The sequence below is a fragment of the Pseudoalteromonas sp. 68 DY56-GL68 genome (genome assembly GCF_041414825.1).
In the GTDB taxonomy this organism is placed as follows: domain Bacteria; phylum Pseudomonadota; class Gammaproteobacteria; order Enterobacterales; family Alteromonadaceae; genus Pseudoalteromonas.
The window spans coordinates 159,115-170,886 of the sequence record NZ_JAOCZL010000021.1; the positions used below are offsets into that span (position 1 = coordinate 159,115).

The window sequence follows — 11,772 nt, forward strand, 5'->3', positions numbered from 1 at the left end:
AAATTTTCGACTATTATATTCATGACAAGGCAGTGTGTCTCACCTTTTTTTGTGTATTATCTAGTGATATAATCTAAAATATATTTTTTAATAGTTTAAAACTCTGGTTGGCACTATGCATCAATTACTCGACAGAATTGACCGTAAAATTTTGATGGAATTGCAGCTTGATGGTCGGATCTCTAACGTAGAACTAGCAAGGCGTGTAGGGCTAAGTGCCACCCCTTGTTTAGAGCGGGTAAAAAAGCTCGAAAGGGAAGGTTATATAGTAGGTTACAAGGCTGTAGTTGACCCTGCTAAGCTTGGGCAAGGTTTGTCTGTTTATGTTGAAGTGACTATTACTAAAACTTCACCTGATGTATTCGAAGAATTTAATGCTGCTGTAAAAAAACACGATGAAATCATTGAGTGCCACTTAGTGTCAGGTAACTTTGACTTTTTATTAAAAACACGTGTTAACGATATGTCAGAGTATCGCAATGTTTTAGGGGATATCTTGTTAAAGCTCCCTAATGTGAGTGAAAGTCGTACTTATGTAGTTATGGAAGAAGTGAAAGGTGAGCAAGGCGTGATTATTCGCCCATATATTGCTTAAGCTGTTAAAATGCAGGTAGAGTAATAAAAACTTGTTCATTATCAGTCCATCATGGTTAAGATAAAGTGCATAAAACGGCATTTCCTGCTAAGGTATTTCACTGCTAACCGATCAGTTGTAAAGAATAATAAGGAATAGGGAGCTATGCGCCTAAATGGTGTTCAAAGACTGCTAGAAACAGGACTAATTATTAGTACCTTTGCAGCAGTATTTATTTTATGTGCATTAATTAGTTTTGATCCGGCCGATCCATCATGGTCGCAAACTGGTGAGTTCGTCAATGTAAAAAATATTACAGGTACTGCGGGTGCTTGGGTAGCAGATATATTGCTGCTTACATTTGGCTGGTTAGCTTATCTAGTGCCTGCCGCTATCCAATTGTTCGGCTATTTACTGTTTAAACAACCACATCGCATTTTCCAGCTTGACTACACCACATTGTCGTTAAGAGTTATCGGGTTCGCTTTATTTATAACGTCAGCGACAGCAATTAGTAGTATAAATTTTGATGATATTTATAACTTCTCATCTGGTGGGGTAGTGGGGGATATCATTGCCTCAGCGATGATGCCAACGTTTAATTTTACTGGTACTTCGATTCTTTTACTCTGCTTCTTCTTTGCTGGGTTAACACTTTTAACCGGTGTGTCGTGGGTTCAATTTGTTGATTTTGTGGGTAAATGGGTCATGCAAGCTTTCTATTTCTTGCGTGAACAATTATCTGCGTGGTTACATCGAGAAAAAGAGGCTATCAAACCTGTAACAGAGACTGAGTCGGATGCTAACTTTGTTGAGCCAGATAACGAGCCGTCAATCAGCTTTAATAAAGAGAATGAAGCTAAGCAAAAATCATCGAACGAGACTAAAAAGCCAGATAGCGAGTTTGAGGGGTTCGATGAGCTAGATGATATTTTGGATCAAGAAATAGGTTTTAGTGCACTTGATGATGAATCCTTCGACACCGTATCGGCACTGAATGCACTTGACCAAAGTCCTGTAGTAGATGCTGAACCAGAAAAACCGACTACGACAGTCGTATCACCTGCGCGCCCAATGCCCAAGCCAAAGCCTGCGTATCAGCCACCGCCAACGGCGAAAGAAAAATTTGAAGCGTTATTAGATGAAGAGCCACCGGCTAATCCTTTACCGTCACTTGATTTATTAGACCGACCAGATAAAGCGAAGAATCCTTTATCCCAAGAAGAGCTTGACGGTATTTCGCGTTTAGTTGAAACCAAACTCCTTGATTTCAATATTCAAGCAGCAGTTGTAGGTGTATACCCAGGCCCTGTTGTTACACGTTTTGAGCTTGATTTGGCGCCGGGTATAAAAGTGGCTAAAATCACTGGCTTAGCTAAAGATTTAGCGCGTTCACTGTCTGCTGTCAGTGTGCGTGTTGTAGAGGTTATTCCGGGTAAAACCTATGTTGGTTTAGAGCTGCCAAACAAACATCGTGAAATAGTGCGTCTAAGCGAAGTTATTAACGCACCTAAGTTTGAATCAAATCCATCGCCGCTGACTATGGTGCTAGGTAAAGACATTGCTGGTGAGCCTGTTTGTGCTGACCTTGGCAAAATGCCACATTTACTTGTTGCGGGTACTACAGGTTCAGGTAAGTCAGTGGGCGTTAATGTAATGATATTAAGCTTACTGTACAAATCGGGCCCTGATGATGTTCGTATGATCATGATCGACCCGAAAATGCTTGAACTTTCTGTGTACGAAGGCATCCCACATTTATTATGTGAAGTTGTTACCGATATGAAAGAAGCAGCCAATGCATTGCGTTGGTGTGTAGGCGAAATGGAACGTCGTTATAAGCTGATGTCGGCACTTGGGGTGCGTAACTTAAAAGGTTATAACCAAAAGGTACGTGATGCCAAAGAAGCGGGTCACCCAATACTCGATCCTCTTTTTAAAGATACCGACGGCATGGCCGATGGCCCTGAAGAGCTAGATAAATTACCGAGTATTGTGGTGGTAATTGACGAATTTGCCGACATGATGATGATCGTGGGTAAAAAAGTGGAAGAGCTGATTGCACGTATCGCGCAAAAAGCCCGTGCTGCAGGTATTCATTTAGTACTAGCAACACAGCGCCCATCGGTTGACGTTATTACAGGTTTAATTAAAGCGAATATTCCAACCCGTATGGCGTTCCAAGTATCAAGTAAAATTGACTCGCGTACTATTTTAGATCAGCAAGGCGCTGAAAACTTACTAGGTATGGGTGACATGCTTTACTTACCGCCAGGTACCAGTGTACCAGTGCGTGTACACGGTGCGTTTGTAGATGACCACGAAGTTCACGCGGTTGTAGACGATTGGAAAAAACGTGGCAAACCAAATTATATCGATGAAATTTTAAGTGGTGATGCCGCAGAGGAAATTTTACTCCCAGGAGAAACCAGTGAAGACGGTGATGAAGAGTCAGATCCGCTTTACGATGAAGCAGTATCATTTGTAATTGAAACTGGCAAAGTGTCGGTATCGAGTGTACAGCGTAAGCTTCGCGTAGGTTATAACCGCGCAGCACGCTTAGTTGAACAAATGGAAACATCAGGCATTGTTAGCGCACCAGGACACAACGGTGCCCGCGAAGTCTTAGTGCCAAATGGTGGAGCAAATTAATGAAAAAATTTAAATACCTAGCCTTAGTTGTGGGCTGTTTATTAAGCGGTCAAAGTTTTGCAGACGACAGCGAAGCATTGCAACAACAACTGGCTGCGATTAAAAGTTTTAAAGCAGAGTTTTCACAGCAAGTGACCGATTCACAAGGTGAAGCTATTATGCAAGGTGAGGGAAATATTGCCCTTCAGCAGCCTATGATGATCCGCTGGCAACAACAAAGCCCAGACGATACCTTGTTTGTATCAAATGGCGATAAAACGTATTACTTCGACAGCTTTGCTGAGCAAGTTACCATTATGAATACCCACAGTCTGATTGATTCAACACCGTTTGTGTTGTTGACCTCCAAAGATCCAGAGCAATGGGCTAAATACCAAGTTGTGGCAACCGATGCTGGCTTTAGTGTCACGCCAAACAAAGGCGTTGAGAGCCAAGTTGAAAAGTTAGACATTAGCTTTAATGCCAAAGAGCAAGGCCTAGCATCACTGACAGTATTAGATACTTCAGGCCAGCAATCTTTATTTACCTTTAAGGATGCCAAGGTAAACGAAACACTAGCAACTCAAACCTTTGAATTTACTATTCCTGAGGGCGTTGAAGTTGACGACCAAAGCCAAGGTGATTAAGGCTTGAGTAACCTCGGATTTAACTTTGGACCTGATGTGCGCCCACTTGCGGCGCGCATGCGACCCGAAACACTGAATGACTACATAGGTCAGCAGCACCTTTTAAGCCCCGATAAACCTCTTTACCAAGCGATTCTTGCAGGTCGCTGCCACAGTCTTATTCTGTGGGGACCACCTGGCGTTGGTAAAACCACGTTAGCACAGATTATTGCTAACCATGCCGATGCCAGCCTTATTCAAATGTCGGCAGTCACAGCGGGTGTAAAAGATATTCGTGAGGCAGTAAGCGAAGCGAAAGCAAATCTTGCAGGACGAGGGCAACGCACCTTACTATTTGTAGACGAAGTACATCGCTTCAATAAATCTCAGCAAGATGCATTTTTACCACATATCGAAGACGGTACCTTTATTTTTGTTGGTGCGACCACTGAAAACCCATCATTTGCACTTAATAACGCGATACTGTCTCGTGCCCGTGTATATGTATTAAAAGCACTTGAGCAAACTGACTTATTTACCGTCATTGAGCGCGCCTTACGTGAAGACGTAGAGCTCAGCCAAAAACACATTGAAATTGCCGAAAACGCTAAACAAGCGCTTTGCCAAGCAAGTGATGGCGATGCGCGTAAAGTGCTTAACTTGTTAGAGCAAGCGGTTGATTTAACCTCTGAGCAGCAGGGCAAATATCTTATTGATCAACATGTTTTAAGCCAAGTGCTACCAACACATTTAGCCAAGTATGACAAAGGCGGTGATGAGTTTTACGACTTGATTTCAGCGTTTCATAAGTCAGTGCGTGGAAGTTCACCTGATGGTGCCTTATATTGGTATTGCCGTATTCTAGCTGGTGGCGGAGACCCGCTTTATGTGGCAAGGCGCTTATTAGCGATTGCCACAGAAGATATTGGCAATGCCGACCCACGAGCTATGGAAGTCGCACTCAATGCGTGGGATATTTTTCAACGTGTTGGCCCAAGTGAAGGTGAGCGCGCTATAGCACAAGCCACCATTTATTTAGCCAGTGCGCCGAAAAGTAACGCTGTGTATATGGCGTTTAACCAAGCGCTGCAAGATGCTAAAAATGAGCCGAGTCATCCGGTGCCAGAGCATTTACGCAATGCACCAACTAGCTTAATGAAAGACTTGGGTTATGGCGCTGAATATCGGTATGCGCACAATGAGGAAGGTGCCTTTGCAGCTGGTGAAAAATATTTCCCTGAGGCAATTAATGATCGCCAGTATTACTTTCCAACTGATCGCGGCCTTGAACAAAAAATTAAACAAAAGCTGGAATATTTAACTCAGCGCAACGAGCAAAGTGATATTAAACGTTATGAATAGTTTGAAACTTTACATGATGATTGCAATGGGTGGTGCTTCTGGGGCGTGTTTACGCTATTTTCTTAGCGAAACCATGCTAAAACTGCTCGGTAGGGGATTCCCTTTTGGCACGTTGACAGTTAATATTCTTGGTTCATTGTTAATGGGCATTTTATACGGCTTGATTGAAAAAGAAATAATCGCTGTTAGCCCCGCTAAAACCTTAATTGGTATTGGCTTTTTAGGTGCATTGACCACCTTTTCAACATTCTCAATGGATTCGTTGTTGCTGTTGCAACAAGGTCACTTTTTTAAAATGGCCCTCAATATCACCTTAAACGTGGTGGTGTGTATATTTATGGCTTGGCTGGGCCTTCAGCTGGTAATGCAAAAAGGTTAAAAACTAACATGTTAGATTCTAAATATTTACGTCAAGATATCGAACAAGCGGCTGCACGTTTAGCATCACGCGGTTACGAACTTGATACTGCAGCGGTAACTGCACTTGAAGAAAAACGCAAAACATTACAAGTAAAAACGCAAGAACTTCAAAGTGAGCGTAACGCAAGTTCCAAAGCTATCGGCCAAGCAAAAGCGAAAGGCGAGCACGAAAAAGCACAACAGCTTCTTGATTCAGTCAGTAACCTTGGTGATCAACTAGACAGCGTTAAAGCTGAGCAAGACGCAGTACTTGAAGAGCTTAAACAAATTGCGCTTGCTATTCCAAACTTACCTGATGAGTCTGTACCAGTAGGTGAAGACGAAGACCAAAACGTTGAAATTTCTACATGGGGTACGCCTAAGTCATACGACTTTGAAGTAAAAGATCACGTTGATGTTGGTCAAGATGTAAATGGCCTAGATTTTGAAATGGGCGTTAAAATTAGTGGCGCACGCTTTACCGTTATGCGTGGTCAAGTTGCACGTATGCACCGTGCTCTTACGCAGTTCATGCTGGATACCCACACAGACAAAAACGGCTATACAGAAATGTATGTGCCTTACCTTGTTAATAGCGCAAGCTTATACGGTACAAGCCAATTACCTAAGTTTGCTGGTGACTTATTCCACACCTTAGGTTTAGTGGATGACGACGGTCAGCAACAACCTGGTTTTAGCTTAATTCCTACAGCTGAAGTACCGCTTACGAACAGTGCTCGCGACGAAATTTACGACGAAAGCGACTTACCAATTCGTTTAACAGCGCATACGCCTTGTTTCCGTAGTGAAGCAGGTAGCTATGGCCGTGATACACGTGGTCTTATTCGTCAGCACCAATTCGACAAAGTTGAGTTAGTACAACTAGTAAAGCCTGAAGATTCAATGCAAGCGCTAGAAGAGCTTACAGGTCACGCTGAGCAAATCTTACAAGCATTAGAACTTCCTTACCGTAAAGTGATTTTATGTACGGGTGATATGGGCTTTGGCGCAGCAAAAACTTACGATTTAGAAGTATGGTTACCTGCACAAAATACCTATCGTGAAATCTCATCATGTTCAAACATGGTTGATTTCCAAGCGCGTCGTATGCAAGCGCGTTTCCGTCGTCAAGGCGAGAAAAAGCCAGAGCTACTTCATACACTAAATGGTTCAGGTTTAGCGGTTGGTCGTACACTGGTAGCTATCTTAGAGAATAATCAACAAGCTGATGGTTCAATTGTTGTACCAGAAGTGTTACGCCCATACATGGGTGGCTTAGAAGTGATTGGTAAAGCCTAAGCTTATTAGCTTAAAGCCTCAGAAATAAAAAAGCCGTTGTTTTTATGAGCAACGGCTTTTTTATAAAAGTAAATAAATTGGCTTTAAAGCTTATTAGTACCTGTCGTCTAATTGCTTTTTTGAAGAAAAATATTCGTAGACGGGTATTAAGCAATATTGGTCAAACACAATTACAGTTGCCGGTGTTCGCTTTAACGTAATAGTTAACCCTGTGCATAAAAATAGTTCCAACGCTATTGCTGTGGATTTAGAGATTGAAGAAAGTGAAAGTTATAGTCGTTCCATGAATCCCGCTATTTTAGGTATTGATGCGAGTTTTGTTTATCAAAGAGGGTCTATAAGAGCTGGCATCCCGGAGAAGTTGATTGATGATGAGTTTAAATTAGTTTCAGCACATGAGTTTGGTCATTCAATACTTATGCATGTAGGAGGTATTAGCTTATCGTGGGGTCATAAAGGGAGTACTAATATAATTCTTCAAAAGGTTAAGTCGTCTTCTCCTGGTTATCCAAAACAGGGAAAGATAGATCTGATGAAATATTATAATGAAACTAAAAATACACCTAATTTGAAGGAGCGTGTATCAGGTAGCAAAGCTGTTGAAATTGACATAAAAAGATTGATTTGGAGTTCTAGTATTTTATGGAAAGATTAAAAATATCAATTTTTTGGTTACTGATAATTTTTGCTTTGGGCTCTTGCTCAAGTATTTATTGGGCGAGTGTTAAAAATTCTACCTCTGAAGAGCTTTTGGTTAAAGTAAAGTTTCAAACCAAGTACGGTACTCAGATAATGGACATGCCATTAAAATCAGATGAAGTTAACGTATGGCAATATGAGCAGTCATCAAGTGAGTCAAAGGTAATGGATATAAAACTGTCTTCTATTGAAATAAGTAATGGTAGTGGTTGTCACTTGGTTTTTAGTAAAGAAGAGGTAAGAAAGAAAGTTGAAAATACAACACGGCAAATTGTAATAACCCCAGATGATTTGCTAAAAGCTTGTGATAAGGAAAGAAATTAGAAGGTATTCTATAACTTTAGGTGTACTTCTATGTCACAAGCTAATGCTGCAAAGTTTACTAAAACCATACAGTGTAATCTGAATCGTGTTTATTAAGACAAATTAAAACCGCAGATTATAAACCTGCGGCTATAAATCCTTAGAAAATCAAGCTAAACAACTTGATGCTACTCAGTCCAAAAATAAGTACAAGTACGGGTATTGTCACTAGGTTTACTAGCATAGAGTTAGTGTAATCTCCCATTACAGTTTTTTGATTGACTAGCCATACCAAATACGTCGTTACAATAGGTAGCAGGAGGCCATTAGCTGCTTGTGCAAAAATAATAACAGCGACAGGATCAAGACCGAGTGAAGCAACAAATGCACCAAACAGTAAAATAGTAATTGCAACAAGTTTAAAACGCGTGTTACTCATTTGTGTTGACCAGCCAAGCATACCGCACACAGCATAAGCCCCTGCTAAAGGGGCGGTTATAGCACTTGTTAGACCTGCTGCGCACAAACCAAGTGCGAAGAAGTAGTGAGCCATTGAACCTAATAAAGGTTCGAGTTGTACGGCCATGTTAGCTGCAGATATTTTGCCAGCTTCAGTACCATAAAAAGCCACGGAAGCAGTCGATAAAATTGCTAAGGTGATCACACCGCCAAGCGTGATCGATATACCAGTATCAAGGTTTGTTTCTTTTATTAATTTTTGCATGTCTTTATTTTTATCATGCTTTTCTGCAAGGACACCTGAGTGCAAAAATAAATTATAGGGCACAATTGTCGTGCCAATTAATGCCAGCACAGTTGTGATTGATTCGTCAGGTAGGCTTGGAATGAAGCCTATTAAAATCGCCGTTAAAGACGGTGCAGCCATTACTAAAGTTGATATAAACACTATACTCATTAGTACAACGAGAATAATTAATGCGCCTTCTATTACCTTATGTTTACCTGTATATAAAAGTACAGCACTTAGAATTGCTATCAGTGGAGTCCATAATAATGGGCTCACAGAAGGAACAATTTCTTGCAGACCTAAACTTGCACCTGTCAAATTACCCGCTTCATAAGCTGCACTACCAATACCTATGGCGCTGATCACTAAAATAGCCGCTAAAGCTTTAAAAACGGGTGTTTGAATCGTTGTTCTTAAAGCTGATGCTAAGTCATGCCCAGTTGCTACACCTAAGCGAGCAGCCATTGATTGAAGTAGAATGGTGGCAATAACAGAGAAAAGTAACGTCCATATCAAAGCAAAACCAAAATTAGCACCGGCTACACTTGCAGTGGTGATGGTGCCTGGGCCGATAAAGGCGGCAGTGACAAGAAGTCCTGGTCCTAAACGCATAAAAAACCTATTTATAATTAGTACGTTGGTATGAAGAGGTTAAGAAACCAAACCACACAAATATTTTAATCAATCAGGGTAATGGCTATAAGGGCTTTGGTAAAGAAAAAAACAGATCAAGCTTATTTAATAATGACCCTTATTTAATTTAGCAATTTTTATTGTAAATGGATCTCGTTTGTTATATTTTGTTGTATATGCAACTAATTTGAGCTTGTTAAATTATGGAATGTAAAAAACAGCTACCAGAAATATCGTTAACTCATTCTTTAGGCCACCTTACAGGGCTATCTAGTCGATTATTTAACCGCGTATTAACCTCTCGATTTAAGCAAGCTGGTATCTACATTACCGCTGAACAATGGGGGGTAATCCTCATTTTAAAACAGTTTGGCTCATTATCTCAAAGTCAAATATGCGAAATACTGTATCTTGAAAAGTCGAGTGTGAGTCGCTCAATTGAAGTATTAGAGAAAAATGGCTGGGTACATCGATTTAAATCACACAGTGATAATCGGACAAAGCTAGTAAAGCTAACAGAGCAGTCGCTTAACATCGTTGTCCAGTGTTCGGACATAGCAAATGGCGTTTTACAAGATTCACAAAAGGAAATTTCCCCTGAAAACCTCAGCGAGTCAGAAGAATTACTGGGGCAAGTTGTTACTAATTTACGTTCTTTGCTTGAATTATAATATTAATCTTTAAAAACTATTAAGGAGTTCTTATGTCAAAAAGAAATGCGTTGATCACAGGTGGTGCAAGAGGTATTGGTGCTGCTAGCGCTAAGGCACTAGCTGAAGAAGGGTATCGAGTATTTATAAACTATGTAAATAGTTCTGAAGTTGCTAAGCAACTAGCTGATGAAATTATCGCTAAAGGCGGTGAAGCTTTTCCCGTTAAGGCTGATGTACGTGATCAACAGCAAGTTGAAGAAATGATTAATCTTGTTGGTCAATATGGAGGAGTTGATACACTTGTTTCAAATGCTAATATGAATTTCACCTCCAAACCTTTTCTTGAGCAGACTTGGCAAGAGTTTTCTCAAAAGTTAAATGATGAAATGTTTGCTGCGTACAATACAGCTCAATTTGCAGCTAAAGTAATGAAAGAAAAGCGATTCGGTCGTTTGATTTTTATTTCTAGCACATTATCTGAAACTCCAGCTCCAGCTTTTATTGCTCATGGTACCGCAAAAGGCGCGTTAGATAGTTTCAATAAATATTTAGCTCAAGAGTTAGGCCCATATGGAATAACTGCTAATATTGTTGCTCCAGGACTAGTTGAAACCGATGCGACAAAACAAGCACCAGAAGAATTTAAAGAAATGATTAGACAGCATACCCCAACGCAAAAAATTGCACAGCCAGAAGATGTCGCAAATACTGTTCGCTATTTGGCAAGTGAAAAGAGTAGCCATATAACAGGAACCTATAATCCGGTATGTGGCGGTGCGTATATTCAATAAATTTAGTTAACTGCTCTTATCATGCTAAAAACGGCGCTATAAAGTGCCGTTTACTTGCACAGACACGGGCAGAAAGTTCAATAAGTTGATTTAAAATATGAACTCTTGACTCAAAGGGCAAAAGTTATTTTTTGAGTCATACGGCTTTGCAAAATAGAAACAGCAAATCACACTTGCTGAGAATACTCACTTTGAAATAGATTCAATTGTAAAGTGAGTATTGGCAAGGGTTTTTTACAACACAAAACTACCGATCACAACTCATCTTATTGCTAGAGAAAGATATACTCAGTAACAAGCCCATTTCCTACGATGGATCAAATGGTTACAGCTATGCGCTATTCAAGCATCTACCTGATAAAAACGTATTTACTTTTCTTGCCACCAATAATTGTGACGACTATCAACAATAATTATTTGAGCAACTTGATGCATATTGATTAATCAAATAGTGCATCAAGGATAAACAATCACCACTAAAAGGTTATTTAACGAGTATGAAAAGTTTATACATAACCAAGTAAATTGTAGATTGAAATATATTTTATTTATTAAAAAGGGATATTATTCAATGAGTTATTTTGGTTTGTTTTTTGCTTCCATTGTTTAGACTACTTTGAAGGAGCAATAAATGACCGAATTATCGTTAACTGTATATTTTGCGTTCTACGCATACCTCATAATGCTGCTGATTCAATGGTTGGTGGCAACTGTTTCAAAGGCAAAACGAGCGGGGGCAATCCCTGGCAAGCTTGAACCTGAATTGAGCCATGAGAGTTTCACATTTCGTGCCCATCGCACTTTTATGAATACATTGGAAAATAGCCCCTTATTTATAGGGACTTTGCTGCTCGCTTTTACACTGAACCTCACTAGTGGCGTCTTTGCCGTGTGCGTGTGGTTGTATGTGGTAGCAAGAGCAGTACATATGATGCTTTATTACTCGATAGCCACTGAGAAAAACCCAAGCCCACGCAGCTATTTCTTCTTAATTGGCTTGGTATCTAATATTACAATGCTAGTACTGGTAGGAATACGTCTACTGTATTAATAG

General features: G+C 40.3%; 12 protein-coding genes. 11 read left to right on the forward strand and 1 reads right to left on the reverse strand.

Annotated features, from left to right (window positions below):
* The first annotated feature begins 115 nt into the window (after positions 1-115).
* From lrp to NYF15_RS15155, 8 genes are all read left to right on the forward strand, one after another.
* The gene (gene lrp / locus NYF15_RS15120) at positions 116-595 is read left to right on the forward strand and encodes a leucine-responsive transcriptional regulator Lrp (RefSeq protein ID WP_062569178.1); all 480 of its coding nucleotides are present in this window, start codon (positions 116-118) and stop codon (positions 593-595) included.
* A 144-nt stretch (positions 596-739) separates the two neighbouring features.
* Positions 740-3,226: a DNA translocase FtsK 4TM domain-containing protein gene (locus NYF15_RS15125; protein ID WP_371353987.1), complete on the forward strand. Its 2,487-nt coding sequence runs from the start codon at positions 740-742 to the stop codon at positions 3,224-3,226.
* Positions 3,226-3,852: an outer membrane lipoprotein chaperone LolA gene (gene lolA, locus NYF15_RS15130; protein WP_341802821.1), complete on the forward strand. Its 627-nt coding sequence runs from the start codon at positions 3,226-3,228 to the stop codon at positions 3,850-3,852. Before NYF15_RS15125 ends, lolA begins: the two co-directional genes overlap by 1 nt.
* A gap of 3 nt (positions 3,853-3,855) precedes the next feature.
* Entirely contained in the window at positions 3,856-5,193 is a 1,338-nt protein-coding gene (locus NYF15_RS15135; protein WP_371353988.1) for a replication-associated recombination protein A, read from the forward strand.
* Complete coding sequence (crcB, locus tag NYF15_RS15140) at positions 5,186-5,572, forward strand: fluoride efflux transporter CrcB (RefSeq protein ID WP_082389253.1); 387 nt, start codon at positions 5,186-5,188, stop codon at positions 5,570-5,572. The genes NYF15_RS15135 and crcB overlap by 8 nt, the downstream gene beginning before the upstream one ends.
* 8 nt (positions 5,573-5,580) lie before the next feature.
* Entirely contained in the window at positions 5,581-6,891 is a 1,311-nt protein-coding gene (gene serS, locus NYF15_RS15145) for a serine--tRNA ligase (protein ID WP_130149966.1), read from the forward strand.
* Positions 6,892-7,102: 211 nt separating this feature from the next.
* Positions 7,103-7,546, forward strand: a complete 444-nt coding sequence (locus NYF15_RS15150) for a hypothetical protein (protein WP_371353989.1) — start codon at positions 7,103-7,105, stop codon at positions 7,544-7,546.
* Positions 7,534-7,914 carry a hypothetical protein gene (locus NYF15_RS15155; RefSeq protein ID WP_371353990.1) on the forward strand — a complete coding sequence of 127 codons (381 nt, stop codon included), beginning with the start codon at positions 7,534-7,536 and terminating at the stop codon, positions 7,912-7,914. The genes NYF15_RS15150 and NYF15_RS15155 overlap by 13 nt, the downstream gene beginning before the upstream one ends.
* 139 nt (positions 7,915-8,053) lie before the next feature.
* Here NYF15_RS15155 and NYF15_RS15160 read toward each other — a convergent pair whose 3' ends face one another.
* Positions 8,054-9,253: an Nramp family divalent metal transporter gene (locus NYF15_RS15160; RefSeq protein ID WP_371353991.1), complete on the reverse strand. Its 1,200-nt coding sequence runs from the start codon at positions 9,251-9,253 to the stop codon at positions 8,054-8,056.
* A gap of 224 nt (positions 9,254-9,477) precedes the next feature.
* On the opposite strand from NYF15_RS15160, the gene NYF15_RS15165 reads away from it, so the two are divergent.
* The 3 genes from NYF15_RS15165 to NYF15_RS15175 all read left to right on the forward strand — a co-directional run bounded on the left by NYF15_RS15165 (position 9,478) and on the right by NYF15_RS15175 (position 11,769).
* The gene (locus tag NYF15_RS15165) at positions 9,478-9,945 is read left to right on the forward strand and encodes a MarR family winged helix-turn-helix transcriptional regulator (RefSeq protein WP_371353992.1); all 468 of its coding nucleotides are present in this window, start codon (positions 9,478-9,480) and stop codon (positions 9,943-9,945) included.
* 32 nt (positions 9,946-9,977) lie between these two features.
* A complete protein-coding gene (locus NYF15_RS15170) occupies positions 9,978-10,718 on the forward strand; it encodes an SDR family oxidoreductase (RefSeq protein ID WP_371353993.1) in 741 nt (246 codons plus the stop codon).
* Between the two features lie 631 nt (positions 10,719-11,349).
* Positions 11,350-11,769 (forward strand): MAPEG family protein, encoded by a 420-nt coding sequence (locus tag NYF15_RS15175; protein WP_130149962.1) that lies wholly within the window; start codon positions 11,350-11,352, stop codon positions 11,767-11,769.
* Positions 11,770-11,772: the final 3 nt, after the last annotated feature.

Bases quoted from the DNA above. Each gene is read 5' to 3' on its own strand.
- lrp (WP_062569178.1), top strand. From the start codon at position 116: ATGCATCAATTACTCGACAGAATTGACCGTAAAATTTTGATGGAATTG.
- NYF15_RS15125 (WP_371353987.1), top strand. From the start codon at position 740: ATGCGCCTAAATGGTGTTCAAAGACTGCTAGAAACAGGACTAATTATT.
- lolA (WP_341802821.1), top strand. From the start codon at position 3,226: ATGAAAAAATTTAAATACCTAGCCTTAGTTGTGGGCTGTTTATTAAGC.
- crcB (WP_082389253.1), top strand. From the start codon at position 5,186: ATGAATAGTTTGAAACTTTACATGATGATTGCAATGGGTGGTGCTTCT.
- serS (WP_130149966.1), top strand. From the start codon at position 5,581: ATGTTAGATTCTAAATATTTACGTCAAGATATCGAACAAGCGGCTGCA.
- NYF15_RS15155 (WP_371353990.1), top strand. From the start codon at position 7,534: ATGGAAAGATTAAAAATATCAATTTTTTGGTTACTGATAATTTTTGCT.
- NYF15_RS15160 (WP_371353991.1), bottom strand. From the start codon at position 9,253: ATGCGTTTAGGACCAGGACTTCTTGTCACTGCCGCCTTTATCGGCCCA.
- NYF15_RS15165 (WP_371353992.1), top strand. From the start codon at position 9,478: ATGGAATGTAAAAAACAGCTACCAGAAATATCGTTAACTCATTCTTTA.
- NYF15_RS15170 (WP_371353993.1), top strand. From the start codon at position 9,978: ATGTCAAAAAGAAATGCGTTGATCACAGGTGGTGCAAGAGGTATTGGT.
- NYF15_RS15175 (WP_130149962.1), top strand. From the start codon at position 11,350: ATGACCGAATTATCGTTAACTGTATATTTTGCGTTCTACGCATACCTC.